The 19,408-nt window shown below is 69.2% G+C and carries 18 protein-coding genes and 1 pseudogene; 13 read left to right on the forward strand and 6 right to left on the reverse strand.

What is annotated here, in order from left to right; genetic code table 11:
• Positions 1-170 precede the first annotated feature (170 nt).
• From IXW21_RS12000 to IXW21_RS12020, 5 genes are all read left to right on the forward strand, one after another.
• Positions 171-473 carry a DUF427 domain-containing protein gene (locus tag IXW21_RS12000; RefSeq protein WP_194764477.1) on the forward strand — a complete coding sequence of 101 codons (303 nt, stop codon included), beginning with the start codon at positions 171-173 and terminating at the stop codon, positions 471-473.
• Positions 474-537: 64 nt separating this feature from the next.
• Positions 538-1,425, forward strand: a complete 888-nt coding sequence (locus IXW21_RS12005) for an ABC transporter ATP-binding protein (RefSeq protein WP_323742238.1) — start codon at positions 538-540, stop codon at positions 1,423-1,425.
• Positions 1,422-2,102, forward strand: a complete 681-nt coding sequence (locus IXW21_RS12010) for an ABC transporter permease (RefSeq protein WP_194764478.1) — start codon at positions 1,422-1,424, stop codon at positions 2,100-2,102. The genes IXW21_RS12005 and IXW21_RS12010 overlap by 4 nt, the downstream gene beginning before the upstream one ends.
• Complete coding sequence (locus IXW21_RS12015) at positions 2,099-2,887, forward strand: ABC transporter permease (protein ID WP_194764479.1); 789 nt, start codon at positions 2,099-2,101, stop codon at positions 2,885-2,887. Before IXW21_RS12010 ends, IXW21_RS12015 begins: the two co-directional genes overlap by 4 nt.
• Before the next feature lie 48 nt (positions 2,888-2,935).
• Entirely contained in the window at positions 2,936-3,859 is a 924-nt protein-coding gene (locus tag IXW21_RS12020) for an ABC transporter substrate-binding protein (RefSeq protein WP_194764480.1), read from the forward strand.
• A 233-nt stretch (positions 3,860-4,092) separates the two neighbouring features.
• Here the strand turns inward: IXW21_RS12020 and IXW21_RS12025 are convergent, their stop codons facing one another.
• Positions 4,093-5,355: an AI-2E family transporter gene (locus tag IXW21_RS12025; RefSeq protein WP_194764481.1), complete on the reverse strand. Its 1,263-nt coding sequence runs from the start codon at positions 5,353-5,355 to the stop codon at positions 4,093-4,095.
• A 50-nt stretch (positions 5,356-5,405) separates the two neighbouring features.
• Here IXW21_RS12025 and IXW21_RS12030 point away from each other — a divergent pair, with 50 nt between their 5' ends.
• Positions 5,406-5,705, forward strand: a complete 300-nt coding sequence (locus IXW21_RS12030; protein WP_194764482.1) for a chorismate mutase — start codon at positions 5,406-5,408, stop codon at positions 5,703-5,705.
• A 138-nt stretch (positions 5,706-5,843) separates the two neighbouring features.
• Entirely contained in the window at positions 5,844-7,010 is a 1,167-nt protein-coding gene (locus tag IXW21_RS12035) for an ROK family protein (protein WP_194764483.1), read from the forward strand.
• Between the two features lie 13 nt (positions 7,011-7,023).
• Here IXW21_RS12035 and IXW21_RS12040 read toward each other — a convergent pair whose 3' ends face one another.
• From IXW21_RS12040 to IXW21_RS12055, 4 genes are all read right to left on the reverse strand, one after another.
• A complete protein-coding gene (locus IXW21_RS12040; protein ID WP_194764484.1) occupies positions 7,024-7,812 on the reverse strand; it encodes a hypothetical protein in 789 nt (262 codons plus the stop codon).
• Positions 7,813-7,937: 125 nt separating this feature from the next.
• Complete coding sequence (locus tag IXW21_RS12045) at positions 7,938-8,858, reverse strand: carbohydrate ABC transporter permease (protein ID WP_194764485.1); 921 nt, start codon at positions 8,856-8,858, stop codon at positions 7,938-7,940.
• A gap of 2 nt (positions 8,859-8,860) precedes the next feature.
• The gene (locus IXW21_RS12050; protein WP_194764486.1) at positions 8,861-9,841 is read right to left on the reverse strand and encodes a carbohydrate ABC transporter permease; all 981 of its coding nucleotides are present in this window, start codon (positions 9,839-9,841) and stop codon (positions 8,861-8,863) included.
• Positions 9,842-9,901: 60 nt separating this feature from the next.
• Positions 9,902-11,149 carry an extracellular solute-binding protein gene (locus IXW21_RS12055; RefSeq protein ID WP_194764487.1) on the reverse strand — a complete coding sequence of 416 codons (1,248 nt, stop codon included), beginning with the start codon at positions 11,147-11,149 and terminating at the stop codon, positions 9,902-9,904.
• Between the two features lie 289 nt (positions 11,150-11,438).
• Here IXW21_RS12055 and IXW21_RS12060 point away from each other — a divergent pair, with 289 nt between their 5' ends.
• The 6 genes and pseudogenes from IXW21_RS12060 to IXW21_RS12085 all read left to right on the forward strand — a co-directional run bounded on the left by IXW21_RS12060 (position 11,439) and on the right by IXW21_RS12085 (position 16,301).
• A complete protein-coding gene (locus tag IXW21_RS12060) occupies positions 11,439-12,335 on the forward strand; it encodes an SIS domain-containing protein (protein WP_194764488.1) in 897 nt (298 codons plus the stop codon).
• A 44-nt stretch (positions 12,336-12,379) separates the two neighbouring features.
• A pseudogene (locus tag IXW21_RS18430) lies at positions 12,380-12,853 on the forward strand (ROK family protein); the annotation flags it as partial.
• 161 nt (positions 12,854-13,014) lie between these two features.
• Entirely contained in the window at positions 13,015-13,683 is a 669-nt protein-coding gene (locus IXW21_RS12070) for an ROK family protein (protein ID WP_323742240.1), read from the forward strand.
• Positions 13,680-14,621, forward strand: a complete 942-nt coding sequence (locus IXW21_RS12075; RefSeq protein WP_194764489.1) for a 1-phosphofructokinase family hexose kinase — start codon at positions 13,680-13,682, stop codon at positions 14,619-14,621. Before IXW21_RS12070 ends, IXW21_RS12075 begins: the two co-directional genes overlap by 4 nt.
• A complete protein-coding gene (locus IXW21_RS12080; protein ID WP_194764490.1) occupies positions 14,618-15,496 on the forward strand; it encodes a class II fructose-bisphosphate aldolase in 879 nt (292 codons plus the stop codon). Before IXW21_RS12075 ends, IXW21_RS12080 begins: the two co-directional genes overlap by 4 nt.
• 28 nt (positions 15,497-15,524) lie before the next feature.
• On the forward strand, positions 15,525-16,301 hold the full coding sequence (locus tag IXW21_RS12085) for a DeoR/GlpR family DNA-binding transcription regulator (protein WP_194764491.1): 777 nt from the start codon (positions 15,525-15,527) through the stop codon (positions 16,299-16,301).
• A gap of 325 nt (positions 16,302-16,626) precedes the next feature.
• Here the strand turns inward: IXW21_RS12085 and IXW21_RS12090 are convergent, their stop codons facing one another.
• Positions 16,627-19,191 (reverse strand): CHAT domain-containing protein, encoded by a 2,565-nt coding sequence (locus IXW21_RS12090; RefSeq protein WP_194764492.1) that lies wholly within the window; start codon positions 19,189-19,191, stop codon positions 16,627-16,629.
• Between the last annotated feature and the right edge of the window lie 217 nt (positions 19,192-19,408).

Here is a 19,408-nt window from a genome sequence, read left to right on the forward strand (position 1 = left end):
GATCAGGGGCATCCGCACGGGCATCCGCTCCGAACAGTCCATGAGAGGCCTGGCGCGATCGGCGTGCCCGGCGCAGGATTGTTTCTCACATTGACGGCATCCGGCGCAACCCTGAACCCGATGTCGCCGACCTCTTATACGCTCGAACCCACATCCGAGGAGGCAGGACCATGAAGGCTGTACTCGCAGGAACCGTCATCGCCGAGGCAGACGAGAGCGATCTCGCGCGCATCGAGGGCAACTGGTACTTCCCGCCCGCGTCGATCACGGAGGGCGCGCTCGTCGAGAGCCCGACCCCGTACACGTGCCCGTGGAAGGGTGCTGCCCAGTACTACTCGGTGCAGGCCGGCGGCGAGCTGCACACCGACTACGCCTGGTCGTACCCGACCCCGTACCCGAGCGCCTTCGATCGTGTCGGCAAGGACTTCTCGGGCTTCGTCGCGTTCGACCCCCGTGTCGAAGTGTCCGCATGACCTCTGTATGCCGCAGCCGGGGCGCTGATGCCCGTCTCGTCGATCGATCGACCGGAGAGTAATCGTGATCGAATTCCGCAACGTCACCAAGCAGTTCCCCGACGGCACGACAGCCGTCAAGGACTTCAGCCTGGTGCTCCCATCCCGCAAGACGACGGTGTTCGTCGGATCCTCGGGATGCGGCAAGACCACCCTGTTGCGGATGATCAACCGCATGGTCGAGCCGACCTCGGGTGAGGTCGAGATCGACGGCGAGAGTGTGCTCGGCGGCGACCCCGTCGCGCTGCGTCGCCGCATCGGCTATGTCATGCAGAACTCCGGTCTGATGCCCCACTTCACGGTGATCGACAACGTCGCCACCGTGCTGCGTCTGACCGGTGTGAAGAGGGGGCCGGCGCACGAGCGCGCTCGTGCGCTGCTCAAGACGGTCGGACTCGATCAGTCGCTGGCCGAGCGGTACCCGAGTCAGCTCTCGGGTGGACAGCAGCAGCGCGTCGGCGTCGCCCGCGGGCTGGCGGCCGACCCGAACATCCTGCTCATGGACGAGCCGTTCGGCGCAGTCGACCCGATCGTGCGCGCCGACCTGCAGCAGGAGACGCTGCGGCTGCAGCACGAGCTCGACAAGACCGTGGTGTTCGTCACGCACGACATCGACGAGGCGTTCCTGCTCGGCGATCAGGTCGTGATCCTCGACAAGGGTGCGCGCATCGTGCAGGTGGGCAGCCCGAGCGAGATCATCGAGAACCCGGCAGACGACTTCGTGGCATCGTTCATCGGCGCAGACCGAGGGCGTCGCGCACTGCACCTCAAGCAGACCCCGCACGGCACCGTCGTGGTCGACTCTGAGGGGCGCACTCAGGGTGCGATCGTGGCCGATGTCGAGAAGTCCGACGGTCCTCTCGCAGGGCCGGATGCCGCGGCTCTCGGCGCTGTGCAGGGCGAGCGCGCGTGAACTGGGTCACCGACAACCTCGGGCTGATCTTCGAGCTGACTCTGGTGCATCTGCGTCAGAGCATCATCCCGATCGTGCTCGGCTTCGTGCTGTCTCTGCCCCTTGGCTGGGTCGCTTGGAGGTTCAAGCTCGTGCGCGGTCCGATCATCCTGCTCACGGGGCTGCTCTACACGATCCCCTCTCTCGCCCTGCTGATCCTGCTGCCATCGGTGGTCGGTTACTCCCCGCGCAGCGAGGCCAACCTGATCGTCGCGCTCACGATCTACGCCATCGCGATCCTCGTGCGCGGGGTCTCGGACGGTCTCGACTCGGTCGATGACGACATCCGTCAGGCGGCGACGGCGACGGGCTTCGGGTCCTTCCGGCGATTCTGGGCGGTCGAGTTCCCACTCGCCGGCCCTGTCATCCTGGCGAGCCTGCGCGTCACGGCGGTGAGCACGATCTCCCTGGCGACCGTCGGCATCCTGATCGGCATCCGGAACCTCGGCTACCTCTTCACGAACGGCCTCGACCGGCGGATCATCGCGGAGGTGTTCGCCGGGATCATCGCCGTCGTCGTGATCGCCCTCGTGATCGACCTGCTCCTGCTGCTCGCCGGGCGAGCGCTCATGCCGTGGACCCGCGCCGCGACGAAGACCGCCGCGGTGCGACCCGTGGCCGTGGGGGCTCCCGCATGAACCTCTTCCTCGAAGCCTTCGCCTGGATGCTCGCCCCCGCCCAGTGGACCGGCAACTACGCGCTGCCGAAACTGCTCGGCGAGCATCTGACGCTCACCGCCGTCTCGGTGCTCATCGCGGCGGCGATCGCGGTACCGCTCGGGTGGCTCATCGGACACACGGGCAAGGGGCGCGAGATCGCCGTGGCCGTCTCCGGTGCGGCGCGAGCGATCCCGGCCTTCGGCCTCATGATCCTGCTCGTGCTCCTGCTCGGCGTGCTGCGCATCCCCGAGGCTGCGATCACGACGTTCGTGCTCCTCGCGATCCCGTCTCTGCTCGCTGGCGCGTACACCGGCCTCGAAGCCATCGACCGGCGTGTGATCGACGCGGCCAAGGCCATGGGCATGACGGGCTGGCAGATCTTCTGGAAGGTCGAGGTGCCGCTCGGGCTTCCGCTCCTCGTCGGCGGCATCCGCTCAGCGTTGCTGCAGGTCATCGCGACGGTCACGATCGCCGCATACGTCGGGCTCGGCGGGCTCGGCTACCCGATCATCCAAGGCATCCCGCTGCAGCGTTTCGACCAGGTGGTCGCCGGCGCGATCCTCGTGGCCGTTCTCGCACTGCTGGTCGACCTGCTGCTCGCCGCCGCCCAGCACCTCGCGGTGCCGAGGGGGCTCCGCACCGGCGGGCGCCCCTCGCGACGACGCTCGCGCGCACTCGCTCCCGCGGCCGAGCCCTCGACCTCCGGTCCGTCCACCTCCGGTGAGGAATCGACGACGGTCGCTTCCGAGCCGGCAACAACCTGAATGCACAGCACAGCAGTTCCAGAAGTCCCCCCAGAGAAGAGGAAGTCCATGTTCACAGCACGAGGAAAGCGCTCTGTCTTCGCCGTCGGCCTTGTCGCCGCGGCGGCACTCGCCCTCACCGCCTGCGGTTCGAGCGAATCGCTCGGCGAGCCGGCCGATTCCGGCGAGAGCTCGGGCGGCAGCGACGCGATCGTCGTCGGCTCGCAGGCCTATTACTCGAACGAGATCATCGCCGAGATCTACGCGCAGGCACTCGAGGCGGCCGACCTCACGGTCGATCGCCAGTTCAGCATCGGCCAGCGCGACGCGTACATGCCCGACGTCGAGTCCGGCGACATCGACGTGTTCCCGGAGTACACGGGCAGCCTGCTCGAGTACATCTCGGACGACGAGGTCGACGTCACCAGCCCCGACGACGTCTACGCCGCCCTGCAGGAGGCCCTGCCCGAGAGCCTCACGGCCCTCGACTTCGCAGAGGCATCCGACCAGGACTCGTACACGGTGCTCAAGAGCTTCGCCGAGGAGAACGGTCTGAAGACGATCGGCGATCTCTCGAAGGTCACCTCGCCCGTCACGATCGGTGCGGCGCCCGAGTTCGAGCAGCGTCCGTACAGCCCGGCAGTGGCCAAGGAGGTCTACGGCGTCGACCTGGCGTTCTCGGCCACCGGCCCCACGACCCTCGAGTCGCTGCTCGCCGGTGAGATCCAGGTCGCGGACATCTACACGGCGGACCCCGCGTTCGAGACCGAGGAGATCGTCGCTCTCGAAGACCCCGAGAACCTGATCATCTCGTCGAACGTCGTGCCGATCGTCTCGAGCGACATCGCGGATGAGGTCTCCGATGTGCTCAACGCGGTCAGCGCCAAGCTGACCGGTGAGGAGCTCGTCGCACTCAACGTGCTGAGCACGGTCGACCAGCAGTCGTCTGCTGACATCGCCAAGAAGTGGCTCGAGGACAACGACCTCGTCTGAGTTCGAGCCGTCTTCACACAGAAGTGCCCGGCCCTTGTGGGGGTCGGGCACTTCTGTGTGTGCGGGTGCTGAGGGCTCTGCGGGTGCGGTGGTGAGACGGTCTTGCCTGTACGAGGCCGTCTTCCCTGTGCGAGACCGTTGTCTCTGTGCGAGACCCGTGTCCGGGACGGGGGTTTCGTGCGGGATGNNGGGTTTCGCGGACGCGGTGCGGCGCGGCGCGGGCGGGGCGCCCGCTAGACCCGGGCGTCCTGACGGGGGATCAGCACCTGCTTGATGATGATCAGGATGGATGCCGCGACCGGCACCGCCACGAGAGCGCCGAGCAGTCCGAGCAGCGTGCCGCCCGCGAGAGCGCCGATCACGACGAGCGATCCGGGGATCGAGATCGCGCGGTTCATGACGCGCGGCGTGATCACGTACGCCTCGATCTGCATGTAGATCAGGTAGACGATCGCGAACACGAGCGCGGCGATCGGGTTGGTGAACAGCGCGAGGGTGCTGCCGATGATCCAGAACAACACGGATCCCACGAGCGGGATCAGCGTGATGCAGAAGGCGACCGTCGCCATCAGCGGCGGGAACGGCAGGCCGAGGAAGAAGTACAGCAGGAACGCCAGCACGGCGTTGCAGAACGCGAGGATGACCATCCCCATCACGTAGCCGCCGACCGAGTCGGTGATCTGGTCGGTGATGTCTTTCGCGCGCTCACGATCGCGCGCCGGGGCGAGGCGCAGCAGGCCCGTCTTGATCGACGGCAGCGTCGCGAGGAAATACAGCGTGAGCACGAGCACGACGATGATGCCCGAGATGGCGTTGGCGATCGAGGCGCCGACCTGCAGGGCGCCGCCGCCGATCGCCGCGATGTTGCCGGGGTCAGTGAGGAACTTCTGCACGTCGGTGACGAGGGATTCGAACTGGTCGCCGAACTGGTCTTCGAGAGTCGCGTAGATGTCGGAGCGCATGAACTCCTGGATCATGCCGGGTACCGAGCGGATGAAGCTCGCGATCTGCTCGATCACGACGGGCACGACCATCCAGACGACGAGGCCCGCCACGATGATGAGTCCGACGATCGCGACGACCACCGAGATCGCGCGCGAAAGGCCGCGCTTCTCGAGCATCCGCACTGTGGGGTCGAGGCCGAGGGCCGCGAACATCGCGAGGGCGATGTAGATGATGACCGTCGACAGGTTGGCCACTGCCAGGCCCAGCACGATCGCGGCGAGTCCGCCGAGTGTCACGAGGAAGCCGAAGACGAACGGCCGGTCGATGCGCGTCCAGAACGAGCGGCTCGGCGTCATGGGCTCGACGACCACTCGGCGGACGGATGCGGCGCGGCCGACCTGGTCCACGGGACCCGCGACGTTCGACGTGGCGGTCGCTCCGGGGAAGTCGGGCAGTGCCGCGGCATCCGGGATCTCGGATGCCGCCGAGGACGCGCGCTCGGATGCGGCATCCGTCGTGCCCGTGGCCGGAATCTTCTCGTCTTCGGTCATGTGCTCACGATAGCGGCAGGGCTGGCCGCGGCTTCCGTAGAGTAGGGGGCATGACCGCTGCCGAAGACCCCCGGGCTGAACTCCTCCGACTGCGCTCCAGCATCGACAACATCGATGCCGCACTCATCTTCATGCTCGCCGAGCGGTTTCGCGCCACGCAGCAGGTCGGGCAGCTCAAGGCCGAGCATGAGATGCCGGCATCCGATCCGGGTCGTGAGGAGCAGCAGGTCGCACGACTGAAGTCGCTTGCGGAGCAGGCACATCTCGACCCCGAGTTCGCCGAGAAGTGGTTCAACTTCGTCGTGGCCGAGGTGATCCGCCATCACACGGAAGCCGCCGAAGGGCGTTGATCCGGTCGTCCGGGCGAGTGACAGTGTGTGCAGCACTCACCCGCCCGGGGACCGAACTAAGTTTATTGAATAAACTATGACCGAGGGTACGCAGGAACCCCTGGTCTGTCAATCGAATCCGACATCGGGAATCACCCCATGCTGAACGGCGACGACACTCTCGACACTCAGGCCGCGGTCCGCCGCGCGAACCTGCGCCGCGCGCTGCAACTCGTGTTCGACGATCCGGGTGCGCAGACGCGCGCCGGTATCGCGCGTGCCACCGGGCTCACGGCGGCGACGGCCTCGTCGCTCGTCGCCGAACTGATCGACCTGCGGCTCGTCGCAGAGGGTGCGCAGGCGGCGAGTACCGGCGGCAAGCGGCCGACGACGCTCAGCATCGACGCGGATCATCACCTGCTCGTCGTGGTCGTCATCAGACCCACCGACGCCCGCATCGCCCTGATCGCGCTCGACGCCACTGAGGTCGACACGCGACGAGTCGTCTACACCGACACCACGCGGGACCGGATGCTCGACGCCGCTGTCGCGGACATCGCGGCCGGGTACCCGGGGCGCCCGCTCGTCGCAGGAGTGCAGCTGCCCGGGACGACCGACGGGCGCCGCGTGTTCGAGAGCGTGCAGCTCGGGTGGACCGACGTGCCCCTCGCAGACCGGTTCGAGGAACTGCTCGGTGTGCCCGTGCTGCTCGTCAACGACGTCGACGCCGAGGCGATCGCAGAGGCCGCCATCGAGGACGAGTCGTCGGGGTACCGTCTGTTCATCCACATCGGCACGGGCATCGGCGCGGCCGTCACGCTCGACGGCGAGCTCGCGCCGGGTCCCCGTGACCGTGCGGGGGAGATCGGACATGTGCAGGTGCAGTTCGGCGACGAGGCGCGCGAGTGTCGGTGCGGCCGAAGCGGGTGCCTCGAGTCGGTCGCCTCGCTGACGGCCATGCTCGGAGACGAGTTCGATGACGCGATGGATGCGGAGACGATCGCCACGCTCGCCGCGGGCGCCGACGACCGGCTGCTGACCGACGGGGCGCGGGCGCTGGCTCGCACCGTCAAGCTCATCGCCGCCGTGCTCGATGCGGCCGAGGTCGCGATCGGCGGCCCGGCTCGCGCGCTCGGCGATCGATTCCTCGCACTCGTGCAGGCCGAGATCGACTACACCGCCACGGGCACCGTGAATGTGCCGGTGCGCTACGCGGATGCCGACGCCCAGGTCGCGACCGGCGTCGCGCAGGTCGCACTCTCGAGTGCGCTCGGGGTGAGGTGGAGCCCGGCGCAGCTGCGCGCGGCATCCGCTCGTCGCGTCTGACCCGGGAGAGTGCTCAGCCTCCGAACTCGGCGTTCAGCACCATCACGGTGTGGTTGACGGCGCACGCGTCGCCGATCAGGTCGTTCAGGATCACGCCCTTCGAGATCTCGCCCGGGACGCGGTCGGGACTGCGCATGAGTTCCAGCATCCGGGCGAACCCGGGAGCCATGCTCGTTTCGGACGACGCGGCCAATCGATCGAGGTCGGCGGCAGCGGCATCCACGCGTGCCGTCCACTCGTCGAGGCCGAACGCCTGATAGGTCCCGTAGCCCTGATCGGCATTCATCACGGCGCTGTAGATCTCGCCGAAAGCCGCGCACTCGGCGGCGATCGTCTCGTCGGTCTCGAACTCGTCCGCGGAGAATCGCGGAGTCACTGTCCAGGCGACGCCGTCGGGTGCCCAGATGTACAGGGTGGGCGCGGCGCTCTTCGACACGGGCCAGATCATCGATTGCACGCCGGTGCAGGTGCGCTCGAGACGCGCGGTATCGAGCGACATCGCGGTCGTGATGCCGATCACGAAGCGCTCGCCGCCGGTGCACTCGACGTCGAGTGTCACGGAGCGGGCTCCCTCGGGCGCGGGGAAGGCGACTCCCGGATGCTGCTCCGTGGGGCCCACGCCCGAGATCGGTTCCGCGGAGAGATCGACGACGACTGCCTCAGGTGTCGGCGTGGGCGTGGGCGCGGCGCTGGAGCTCGTCGGTGCAGTGCTCGGCGCGGTGCTCGGCGCCGAGCATCCGCCCAGCGCGATCGTGAGCGCCGCGATCGCTCCGGCCAGCATTCTTCCGCGTGCAGCACGCATCGATCCCCCTCGGTCGTCTGTGAACTGTCTATCACCCGTGCGACCGGGAGCCCACCCTTCCGCTTCGAATCGCTCACTTTGCAGAAAGGAGGGTTCCGAAACTGCAAAGTGAGCGATTCGAAGCGCTACTTGACGCTGCCGGCAGTCAGCCCGCCGACGAGGCGCTTCTCGATGAGCATGAACAGGATGACGACGGGCAGGATCGCGACGATGGAGACGCCGAACACGTACTGCCAGCTGGTCTCGTATTGGCCGACGAACTTGGTGAGCGCGACGGACAGTGGCTGGTTCTTGTCGGTGGAGAGGATCACGAGCGAGGCGGCGAACTCGTTCCAGCAGGCGACGAACGTGAAGACGATGGCCGTCACGATGCCGGGCCAGACCAGCGGCAGGTTGATCTTGAACAGCACCGTGAAGCGTCCCGCGCCGTCGATCTGGGCGGCCTCGTCGATCTCCTTCGGGATGCCGGCGAAGAACGAGTGCATGATCCACACCGCGAACGACAGGTTGAACGCGGCGTTGATGAAGATCATCGCCGCCCAGGTGTCACTGAGTCCGAGCACGGTGAACTGGCGGAACAGGCCCGAGGTGAGCACGGCCGGCTGGAGCATCTGCGTGACGATCACCAGGAACAGGAACACCATGCGTCCAGGGAACCTGAACCGTGCGGTGTAGTACGCGGCGGGCAGCGAGACCACGAGCACCAGCAGCGTCGCGAACACGGCGATGATGATGGTCGAGATGAGGTTGTACGGCAGCGGTGTCTCGGGGGTCGACCACATCGAGATGTAGTTCTCCCAGTGCCACTCGATCGGCAGGTACGTCGGGTCGACTGAGCGGATCTGCGACTTCGTCTTCACGGAGCCGAAGAACATGATCAGATACGGCAGCACGAAGATCGCAAGCACGAGGATGCCGGCGGCCATGCGCAGGATGACGCGGGGCAGCGTCACCTGGTCTTCGGTGTAGCGGCGCTTGCGCCCGGGGATGCGGGGCGCGGCGTCGTCGCCGGCGGTGGTGACGAGGGCGGTCTCGGTCAGGGTCATGATCAGACCTCCTTCATGGGCTTGACGGCCTTGACATAGATCGCGACGATGATGATCACGATCAGGAAGGCGACGACCGAGAGCGCACTCGCGACGTCGACCTTCTTCTGCAGCTCGATGTACTTGAAGATCATCGTCATGATGGTGTCGGCGCCGTAGCCGGGTATCGATCCCGTCATGACCTTGAGGATCGGCAGCGAGTTGAACACGTTGATGATGTTGATGAGCACGGCCACGGCGAGAGCGCTGCGCAGCTGCGGCAGGACGATCGTCCAATAGGTGCGGGCCGCGCCCGCGCCGTCCATCTTCGCTGCCTCGAGGGTGTCGGCCGGAACCGTCTGCAGCCCCGCGAGGATCGTGTAGGTCGTGAAGGGCAGCGACACGAACACCGCGATCACGATCGACCACGCGAAGGCGGTCGCCGGGTTCTTGGTCCACCCGTAGCCGACGGCGTCATCGGACAGCCCGATGTCGTACAGGAACTTGTTGAAGACCCCGAAGTACGGCTCGAGGCTGTAGTAGAAGACCATGGTCGTCATCACGACGGATGCCGCCCACGGCACGATCACGGCCATGCGCACGATCTGGCGACCGGGGAAGGCCTTGTTGAGGATCTGCGCGAGCCCGAGCGAGATCATCACGGTGAACCCGACCACCACGACGACCCAGACGATGGTGCGGAAGATGATCGGCCAGAACTCGGCGAACGTGAACACCGTCACGAAGTTGTCGAAGCCGACCGAGCCGTTGTCGAGGCCCGACAGCGAGATGTCGCGGGTCGAGTTGAAGAACATGACACCGGCGGGGAACAGCACCACGCCGATGATGAGGAGCAGGGCGGGGGCGATCCAGGGCAGCGCCTGGAGCAGGTCCTTGCCGCCCGGCCTGCCGGCGGACGCGCCCGATCGGCGGCCCGGGGAGCGGGGGCGGCCGGTGGCAGCCCCCGCTCCCGCGAGGTTCGGGGATTCTTTCGTCTGGCTCATGGGAAAACCCGAACCTCTCCGTCGGTAGGTGTCAGCAGGTGTCGCAGATGTCGGCGGGGCTCAGCCCGCGTCGACCTGTGCCTGGATCTCGGTCAGCACGTCCTGCGCCGACTTCGTCTGCAGCTGGCCGAACAGCGACTTGAACGCGCCGTCGGTGGCCGACCACTTCGGGTTCGTCGACGGGTAGAACTGCGCGTCGGGCAGCACCTCGAGGAACGGCGCGAGCGCCTCCTCGCCGGCGAGCTGCTCGGCACCCGACTTGGTGACGGGCAGGAAGCCCTCGGCCTGCACCCACGGCACGTACACGTCGGCCGAGTAGTAGTAGTCGAAGAACTTGGTGATCGCCTCCTGCTTGTCGCCGTCGTTCTCGAACGCCATCAGCTGGTCCATGACGCCGAGCGTGAACGGCGAGCCGTCTTCGGTCGGGATCGGGACGATGGAGTAGTCGAGCTCGGGGTTGCCCTCTTCGATCTGGCCCACCGTCGGGGGCAGACCCACCTGCATGCCGATCTTGCCCTGGATGAAGATGTCCATCAGGGGCGAGCGCTGGGTCGAGCCGGGGTCGGCCTGCGTGGCACCCGCATCGATCATCTTCTTGATCTGCTCGGCACCTGCGAGGTTCTCGGGGGTGTCGATCGTGATCTCCGACGCGTCGCCGAATGAGCCGCCGCCGCCCCACAGCCACACGGCCGCCTCGGCCTGCGCCTCTTCGGAACCGAGCGGCATGCCGTAGCCGGCCACGCCGCCGCCGAGCGCCGACACCTTGGTCGCGGCGTCGAGCAGCTCGTCCCAGGTCGTCGGCGCCTCGACACCGGCCTGCGAGAGCAGGGTGTTGTTGACGAACAGTGCGCGGGCCGAGGCGATCAGCGGCAGCGCGTAGGCGGTGCCGTCGACCTCGGCGTTCGCGAGGAACGCGTCCTGGAAGTCGGAGTAGGTCTCTTCCGAGACGACGTCTTCGACCGGATAGAGCAGCTCGTCGCCGACGAACCCGGCGAACGGGCCGCCGTTGTAGATGTCCGGTGCCTCGCCGGCCTGGATCTTGGTGGAGACGACCTTCTCGAGGTTGTCCCACGACTGAACCTCGAGGTTGACCGTGATGTCGGGGTTCTCCTCTTCGAACCCCGCGATCACGTCTTCCCACAGGCCCTTGGTGGCATCGGAGTAGCTGGGGACGAGGAGGTCGAGCGTGGACGCACCGTCGGCGTCGCCTCCGCCGCCCTCGGTCGAACCGCCGAACCCGCACGAAGCGAGCGTGAGAGTGGCGGTCGCGGCCAGGGCGACAGCGCCGAATCGCAGTGACTTCTTCATGTGTATTGCATTCCTCACTGTGTAGGTGGTGCACAGTCGCAAGCACAACTCACGCGACGGTGCGTGTGATCGCCACTCGAGTGGAGCGGCGATCGATCAAGCCGGGTCGGCTCGGGGAGCCTTCCTCGGACCGGGCCGAGGGAGGGGCGGTGGAACTGGTCTGATTATTTGTCAGGAGAATGAACAAATCAAGGAGAATCCTTGCGGGATTCCCTTGGGTCGAAATACTATGATCGAATAGTCGTCAAAACAATCACAAACTTGCAACATCTGGTCCGGAGGCCCTGACATGACCGAACTTCTCCCCGGCGCTCACATGCGCGAAGAGCTCACCTCCCAGCCCGATACGTGGGCTCGCGCCGCCGACCTCCGAGACGAGCAGGCACTGCTGCCCGCATCCGGGGCGCGCGTCGCGGTCGTCGGCTGCGGCACGTCGTGGTTCATGGCGCAGTCGTACGCGTTCCTGCGCGAGAGCGCGGGTCTGGGAGAGACCGACGCGTTCGCGGCATCCGAGTCGTTCACCGACCGCGGCTACGACGCCGTGGTCGCGCTCACCCGTTCGGGCACCACGACCGAGGTGCTCGAGCTCGTCGATCGCATCAAGGGCCGCGTGCGCACGATCGGCGTGATCGGAGACGAGACCTCGCCGCTCGTCTCGCTCGTCGACGATGCCGTGCTGCTGCCCTTCGCCGATGAGAAGTCGGTGGTGCAGACCCGCTTCGCGACGACCGCGCTCGCGCTGTTCCGCGCCTCGCTCGGTGAGGACCTCACCGGCGCGATCGAGGATGCCGCCGCCGTGCTCACCGCCGAGTACGACGACGAGCTGCGCGATGCCGAGCAGTACTCGTTCCTGGGCCGCGGGTGGACCGTCGGCCTGGCTCACGAGGCGGCGCTCAAGATGCGCGAGTCCTCGCAGTCATGGACCGAGTCGTACCCGTCGATGGAGTACCGCCACGGCCCGATCGCGATCGCGGCTCCCGGCCGCGTGACCTGGCAGTTCGGCGAGGCGCCCGAGGGATTGGCCGCACAGGTCGGGGCCACGGGGGCGCGCTTCGTGCAGCATCCGATCGACCCGCTGGCCGACCTCGTGCGCCTGCACCGCGTCGCCCTCGACCGTGCCGTGGCGCGCGGGCTCGACCCCGACCAGCCGCGCAACCTCACCCGTTCGGTCATCCTCGACGCGTGACGACCGACCAGGACGCGTGACGAGAGACCGGTGAGGAGCAGACCATGACCAGGCCTGAGGATGCTGCGGACATCGCGGACGTCGAGCGAGACGCGTCGGGCGAGAAGCTCGCCGCGGTGCGGGCGCTCGGCGCGGGCGTGCCGGTGCTCGCGTTCGACGTCGGCGGCACCGACATCAAGTCGGCGCTGTTCGACGCCGTCGGCACGGCTCTGGGGCTGCGCCGCACACCGACCCCTCTGGCTGATCCGGGGTCCGACGGCGATCGCACCGGAGCACTCATCAGGCGTCTCGGTGTGCTCGCGGTCGAGCTGCAGGCAGACCACCCCGACGTCGTACCGCTGGCCGTGGGGCTCGTCGTGCCGGGGATCGTCGACGCGGATGCCGGTCTCGGCGTGTTCGCAAGCAACCTCGGCTGGCACGATGCCCCGCTGCGCGATCTCGCCTCGGCCGAGCTCGGCCTGCCTGTCGCGTTCGACCATGACGTGCGTGCGGCGAGCTGGGCCGAGCACCGCCTCGGCGGCGCCCGCGCCTACTCGAACTCGGTGGTGCTGGTCATCGGCACCGGCATCGCGGGCGCCCTGCTGGTCGGCGGCGAGCCGTACACCGCGGGTGGCTACGCCGGAGAGATCGGCCACTCTCCGATCGCCGACGGGCCGGTCTGCGCGTGCGGAGCCCGCGGGTGTCTCGAGGTCGTCGCCTCGGCCGGCGCCATCGCGCGCCGCTACCGCGAGGCGACCGGCGTCACCCCCGACGGCGCCAAGGACGTGATCGCGCGTGCCGCGGCCGGCGACCCGGTCGCCTCCGAGATCTGGAACTCCGCGCTCGACGCGCTCACCCTGTCGCTCGCGCAGCTCACCGCGGTCGTCNCGCGGGCGCCCTGCTGGTCGGCGGCGAGCCGTACACCGCGGGTGGCTACGCCGGAGAGATCGGCCACTCTCCGATCGCCGACGGGCCGGTCTGCGCGTGCGGAGCCCGCGGGTGTCTCGAGGTCGTCGCCTCGGCCGGCGCCATCGCGCGCCGCTACCGCGAGGCGACCGGCGTCACCCCCGACGGCGCCAAGGACGTGATCGCGCGTGCCGCGGCCGGCGACCCGGTCGCCTCCGAGATCTGGAACTCCGCGCTCGACGCGCTCACCCTGTCGCTCGCGCAGCTCACCGCGGTCGTCGCCCCCGAGGCCGTCGTGATCGGCGGCGGGCTCTCGCGGGCGGGCGGTGCGCTGTTCGATGAGCTGCGCGTGCGCCTCGCCGAGCGGCTGAGCTTCCACCGCCTGCCCGAACTCGTGCCCGCCGAACTCTCGGGCAACGCCGGCATTCTCGGGGCGGCCCTGCGCGCACGGGAGCTCGCATGATCCTCACCGTCACGCCCAATCCCGCACTCGACCTCACCTGGCACGTCGACCGGCTGACGCTCGGCGAGACGCACCGCGCGGATGCCGGTGCGGCGCGAGCCGGCGGCAAGGGCATCAACGTCGCCAGGGTCGCGCACGCTCAGGGCGCCTCGGTGCTCGCGGTCTCGACGGCGGGCGGGCGCAGCGGCGTCGAGTTCGCCGCCGAGCTCGGAGCCAGCGGTGTGCCGCACCGCCTCGTTCCGGTGGTCGGGGCCACCCGGCAGAGCGTCGCGATCGTCGACGGCCGGCTCGGCGACACCACGGTCGTGAACGAGCGTGGGGTGAATCCGACCGACCCCGAGTGGGCGGCCCTGCTCGGCGAGGTCGTCGACGCGCTGCCCGGCGCGCAGGTGCTGGTGATCTCGGGCAGCCTGCCGCCCGGGGCGCCCGCGACGCTGCTGCCGCTGCTGATCGGCACGGCGCGGGATGCCGGAGTTCCCGTGATCGTCGACACGTCGGGGCCCGGACTGCTGCACGCGGCGGATGCCGGAGCATCCGTCCTGAAACCCAACGCGGCCGAACTCGTCGAGGCGACCGGCATCGCAGATCCGGTCGACGGCGCTCGCTCGCTGATCGAGCGCGGTGTCGACCTCGTGCTGCTGTCTCTCGGCGCCGAGGGCATGCTCGCCGTCACGGCATCCGACGTTCTGCACGCCCGGCTCGACGCGCCGCTCGCCGGCAACCCGACCGGAGCGGGCGACGCCGGGGTGGCCGCGTGCGCGATGCTCTACGCCGACGGCATCCGAGACCCCGAGGTGATCCTCCGCCGGGCGACCGCGTGGTCGGCCGCCGCCGTGCTCATGCCGCTCGCCGGCGAGATCTCCGACGACTGGCAGGCGCTCGACGAGCGCCTGATCGTCGCCCCCTACGCTCCCGCCGTTCGAGAGGACCGCCCATGACCCTGGTCTCCGCCCGAGAGCTCGTGACCGACGCCGCCGCACGCGGCACCGGTATCGGCGCGTTCAACGTGATCCACCTCGAGACCGCCGAGGGGCTGGTGCGGGCCTCTGCCCTGGCAGGCCTCCCCGTGATCCTGCAGATCTCGCAGAACTGCGCCGACTACCACGGCGGCCTCGAACCCATCGCGCTGGCGACCCTCGCCGTCGCGCGCCGCGCCGAGACGCCGGTCGCCGTGCACCTCGACCATGCCGAGCGGCCCGAGCTCGTCGACGAGGCGATCGCTCTCGGATTCGGCTCGGTCATGTTCGACGGCGGCGCGCTGGCCTATGACGACAACGTCGCTATCACCGCGGCGGTCGCCGAGCGGGCGCACGCGGCCGGCGTGTACATCGAGGGTGAGCTCGGCGAGGTCGGCGGCAAAGACGGCGCGCACGCCCCGGGGGTGCGCACCGACCCCGACGAGGCGCGGGCGTTCGTCGCCGCGACCGGTGTCGATGCGCTCGCCGTGGCGGTGGGGTCGTCGCACGCGATGACCGATCGCACGGCATCCCTCGACCTCGAACTCATCGCGCGGCTGCGCGAGGCTCTGCAGCACAGCGGCCGCGAGGGGCGTGCCGTGCCGCTCGTGCTGCACGGCTCATCGGGCGTCTCGGATGCCGTGATCGCCGACGCCGTGCGCGCGGGCATGACCAAGATCAACGTCTCGACGCACCTGAACGGGTTCTTCACCCGGGCGATCCGTTCGGCGCTCGCCGCCGACGAGAGGCTCGTCGATTCGCGCAAGTACCTCGTGCCGGCGCGTGAGGCGCTCGCGGAGGAGGCCGCGCGGATGCTGCGCCTGTTCGCGCTCGAGACCGCAGCGGTGGCGCGGTGAGCCTCGCGATTCCGGGCAGGATGGAGACATGAAGCGCGCCGCCCGCCTGAACGCGATCCTCGACCTGCTGGCTGCGGACGGCGAGGTGAACGTCGACGAGCTCGTCGAGCGCTTCGGCGCCTCGGCCGCGACCACGCGCCGTGATCTCGATTCGCTCGCCGAGCAGCGCCTGCTGACCCGCACCCACGGCGGCGCGGTCGCGCACGACGTCGCCTACGAGCTGCCGATCCGCTACAAGAGTCACCAGCGCACGCAGCAGAAGGAGAGCATCGCCCTGGCCGCCGCCGCGCTCGTCGCGCCGGGCATGGTCGTCGGACTCTCGGGAGGCACCACGACCACGGCGATCGCGGCGGCGCTCGCCGCTCGTGACGACCTCTCTGCGGGTCCGGGCATCACGGTCGTCACCAATGCGGTCAACATCGCCGCGCAGCTCGCGACCCGCCCCGACATCAAGGTCGTGGTGACGGGCGGCGTGATCCACTCGCGCAGCTATGAGCTGGTCGGCCCGTTCGTCGAGCAGCTGCTGCGCGGAGTGCGCCTCGACATGGCCTTCATCGGCGTCAACGGCATGGATGCCGAGGCCGGCGCCACCACGCAGGACGAGCGCGAGGCGGCCGTGAACCGCATGATGGCCGAGCGTGCACGCCGCGCCGTGGTCGTGACCGACAGCAGCAAGCTCGGTACGGTCGCGTTCGCGGCCGTCGGCGGTGCGGAGCTGTTCCCCGTTCTCCTCACCGACGACGGCGCGACCGCCGCCTCGCTCGCCGCGCTGCGCGCCGCGGGCTACGAGGTGCTCACCGCCTGACCCCCGGTTCGATCGCAGTTCCCGCTGCCTTTTCATTGCCTTTCGAGTAGCGCACTTTGCAGAAAAGCGGGGGTGAGAACTGCAAGGTGAGCGATTCGAACGGGAAATGGAGGGTGGGGATGCCGCGACCCCTCTCGCGACATCCCCGGAGTAGATGGTGTCCTGCCGTCCTCACACTCCCCAGTGAATGAGGTATCCCCAAAATCCGACTTCTGCGCCTCCCTCGCGCTTCGTTCCCGAAGCCCTTCGCATGGCACCTTCTGCAGATAAGGAGCACGCGACCGATGTTCTGATACATCGACTGGAGAAAATCTCTCGGAAACCCTCAGAGTCCGCTTCCATGGCACTGGAACGGGGTCGTCAGGCCGGTCGATGCGGATGCCGCGGCCAGCGCGACCGCCGGCGCGACGCCGCGCGCCAACTCGGAGTGCATGGCCCCGAGAAGCTCGCACGCCACGTCGTCGGCGACCATCACGGGGGCAGCGATCATGCTGCGGGTACCCGCGTGCAGCCAGACGCGGGTCATGCCCAGCGCCTCCTCGCCCCAGCGCACCGAGGAGCGGCCGAGCTCGCACGCCGACAGCACCACGGTCTCGGGTGCGCGCGGGATCAGGTCGACGTCGTAACCGAACAGCGTGCCGTCGATGAGCTCGAGTCCCGAGAACAGCGGGTTATCGACCGCGTGCCGACCGTGCGCGGCGATGTGCAGCACCTCGACCTGCGCGGCGAGGTCGGTGACGGCCGAGACACGAGCGTCGTCGCCCGACAGGATGCGCGTGCCGGTGCCGGTGCCGGTGGCGGTGGCGGTGCTGGAGCCGGAGCCGGTGGCGGCGGCGGTCCGGGCGTCGTGCCAGGCGCTCGCCGCGGTGCGCACCTCCTCGTCGGCGCGCGCGACACGGGGCCCGGCGGCGAAGCCTGCCGTCCTCAGCCCGGTGGGTTTGGCGGCCGGGCTGGCAGCGGGCGCTCCCGGGCCGGGCGGGGTGGCTCCCGGGCTGACAGCGGGTCGCCGCCCCGACTCGTCGCCGAGCCACCGCGACACCGAGGTCGCGAGCGTGAACGGCACTCCGGCCATGCCCGGCAGCATCGCCCAGGGGATGCCCGCGAGGATGCCGGGCACGGTCAGTGCGAGACGACCGGCGCTCCCTGCAGCGGCGCGGGCCGGCGCGAGCAGCGCCTCGTCGAGCATCCGCAGTCTCTTTTCGAGCGATCGCATCACCGTCTGCGCCATCGGGCCGCCCCGCGTGAGGGCCGCGACATCGAGGTCGGCCCTGAGCCCGTCGAGGGCCCGCTGTATCCGGGGCCACGACAGCTCGACGATGGATGAGCCGGCTGCACTCACCGTCACACACACGAGCGCGGCACCGGTGTACACATAGGCGAGCACGGCCGTGTCGTCCGGCAGCCTCGCGAGCGTCTTCGTGAGGTCGAGGCGTCCGCGATTGCCGGCGACCCCGGTCGCCGTCCACTGGCGGTCGCGCACCCGATCGCGCAGCTCGCGCACCTTCGCATCGGTCGTCCAGTCGGATCCCGCGAGGTCGGCGCGCAGCATCCGCAACTCTGCCAGATCGGCGGCGAGCTCGGGATCACGTGGCGGCCGCACCGGAGCGACCTGCTGGCTGAGATGCCGCGCGCGCTCCGACCAGTCGAACAGCACCTCGGCATCCCCCGACCGGGCGGCCGCGGCGAGGCCGGCGAACATCAGCTCGCTGCCGTGCATCGCGACGGACGCCTGAAGGTCGAGCGCTCCGAACGACTGCTGCCATGCGGTGAGCAGGTCGAGCCCCTCGGCGGCGATGCGGCGTGCCTCGGCGTCCTTCCCGGAGGCGGATGCCCGCAGGGCGCGCACCTCGTGCGCCCTGAGGCGCAGCGGGGTCGGTGCATCGGCGGCGAGCCGCGGCATCCGTCCCCCGTCGGACAGTCGAGAGGTGAGCGTGAGTGCCGTGGCCTCGGTGCGGAAACCGCCGCGGGTGAGCGTCTCCGCGGTGCGCGTGAAGACCTCGGCATCCGGCGGAGATCCGGGGCGACGGCGGACGCGGGCTTCGAGACGCACAGCCTCGGCCCGTGCCGCCCAGGCCCGATTGCCGAGCGCGGTGAACCGGCGGGATGCGGTGGCTGCGGCACGCTCCGCCGCCGGGGCGTCGTGCCGCAGCAGCGAGCGGGCGAGGTGGAACTCGGCTTCGCCGCGTGCCTGCCGCATCCGCTGCGCGCCGAAGCGCACGGCGACCGTTCCGAGGAGCTGCTCGGCCTCGGTCGTGAGTCCCGCGTCGCGCAGCACTTCGGCGCGGTCGAGGTCGCTGATCGCGGCGGCGAGATCGCTCGTGGCGGCGAGGATCGGGCGCGACGCCGTCATGAGGGCGAGGGCCGTGACCAGGTCGCCGCCGAGCAGCGCGGCGTAGCCGAGATTGTGGCGAGCTTCGGCGAGCGGCTCCTCGTGGCCGTGCGTCTCGTAGGCGGCGATCGCGCGCTGCAGGTCGGCGGTGCAGTCATCGAGGCGGTGGAGCTGCATGCTCACGATCGACCGGCTCATCAGCAGGTTCGCACTCGGGATCGACCCCTCGTCGAGGCCGTCGATCGCCTTCGTCAGGTACTCGTCGGCCTCATCCAGGCGCCCGCCGTGCATGAGCAGGGTGCCGAGCTGTCCGTTCGCCAGGGCGACGGTCTCAGCGCTGAGACCGGGACGAGCGAGTGCGGCCCGCGACAGCCGCTCGGCCTCGGCGGGTTCGCCGGTCTGCGCGAGGACGTAAGCGAGGGTGCCGTCGATGCGGGCGAGCAGATCGTCGTCTTCGGTGCGGACGGATGCCGCGGCCAGCGCGCGTCGAGCCTGCGCGAACCGTCGGGAGTTGGCTGCGTCGACGCCGCGCTGATGCAGCTCACGCGCAGTCAGGGGCATCCAACCAGAATGCCGGTCTGCTCGATGTCAGGGAAGGCCTGTGACGGCATCCGTGGTTCCGGGGTCTCCGGGGCCTCCGGGGTCTCCGGGGTCTTCGGGGTCTCCGGGCAGGCTGGCGTCTCTGGCGGTCGAATGGCTGATCGGTGCCCGGATGGCTGCTGGTGTGTGCCGGTTCGGTCAGCCATGCGGGGGATGGTCAGCCGTGCGGGGCCGGGGC

This window comes from Microbacterium sp. UFMG61 (genome assembly GCF_015354505.1).
GTDB lineage: Bacteria > Actinomycetota > Actinomycetes > Actinomycetales > Microbacteriaceae > Microbacterium.

What these genes read in the sequence shown, in the direction of transcription:
- IXW21_RS12000 (WP_194764477.1), top strand. Translation starts at nt 171, where the DNA reads ATGAAGGCTGTACTCGCAGGAACCGTCATCGCCGAGGCAGACGAGAGC.
- IXW21_RS12015 (WP_194764479.1), top strand. Translation starts at nt 2,099, where the DNA reads ATGAACCTCTTCCTCGAAGCCTTCGCCTGGATGCTCGCCCCCGCCCAG.
- IXW21_RS12020 (WP_194764480.1), top strand. Translation starts at nt 2,936, where the DNA reads ATGTTCACAGCACGAGGAAAGCGCTCTGTCTTCGCCGTCGGCCTTGTC.
- IXW21_RS12025 (WP_194764481.1), bottom strand. Translation starts at nt 5,355, where the DNA reads ATGACCGAAGACGAGAAGATTCCGGCCACGGGCACGACGGATGCCGCA.
- IXW21_RS12030 (WP_194764482.1), top strand. Translation starts at nt 5,406, where the DNA reads ATGACCGCTGCCGAAGACCCCCGGGCTGAACTCCTCCGACTGCGCTCC.
- IXW21_RS12035 (WP_194764483.1), top strand. Translation starts at nt 5,844, where the DNA reads ATGCTGAACGGCGACGACACTCTCGACACTCAGGCCGCGGTCCGCCGC.
- IXW21_RS12040 (WP_194764484.1), bottom strand. Translation starts at nt 7,812, where the DNA reads ATGCGTGCTGCACGCGGAAGAATGCTGGCCGGAGCGATCGCGGCGCTC.
- IXW21_RS12045 (WP_194764485.1), bottom strand. Translation starts at nt 8,858, where the DNA reads ATGACCCTGACCGAGACCGCCCTCGTCACCACCGCCGGCGACGACGCC.
- IXW21_RS12050 (WP_194764486.1), bottom strand. Translation starts at nt 9,841, where the DNA reads ATGAGCCAGACGAAAGAATCCCCGAACCTCGCGGGAGCGGGGGCTGCC.
- IXW21_RS12055 (WP_194764487.1), bottom strand. Translation starts at nt 11,149, where the DNA reads ATGAAGAAGTCACTGCGATTCGGCGCTGTCGCCCTGGCCGCGACCGCC.
- IXW21_RS12060 (WP_194764488.1), top strand. Translation starts at nt 11,439, where the DNA reads ATGACCGAACTTCTCCCCGGCGCTCACATGCGCGAAGAGCTCACCTCC.
- IXW21_RS12075 (WP_194764489.1), top strand. Translation starts at nt 13,680, where the DNA reads ATGATCCTCACCGTCACGCCCAATCCCGCACTCGACCTCACCTGGCAC.
- IXW21_RS12080 (WP_194764490.1), top strand. Translation starts at nt 14,618, where the DNA reads ATGACCCTGGTCTCCGCCCGAGAGCTCGTGACCGACGCCGCCGCACGC.
- IXW21_RS12085 (WP_194764491.1), top strand. Translation starts at nt 15,525, where the DNA reads ATGAAGCGCGCCGCCCGCCTGAACGCGATCCTCGACCTGCTGGCTGCG.
- IXW21_RS12090 (WP_194764492.1), bottom strand. Translation starts at nt 19,191, where the DNA reads ATGCCCCTGACTGCGCGTGAGCTGCATCAGCGCGGCGTCGACGCAGCC.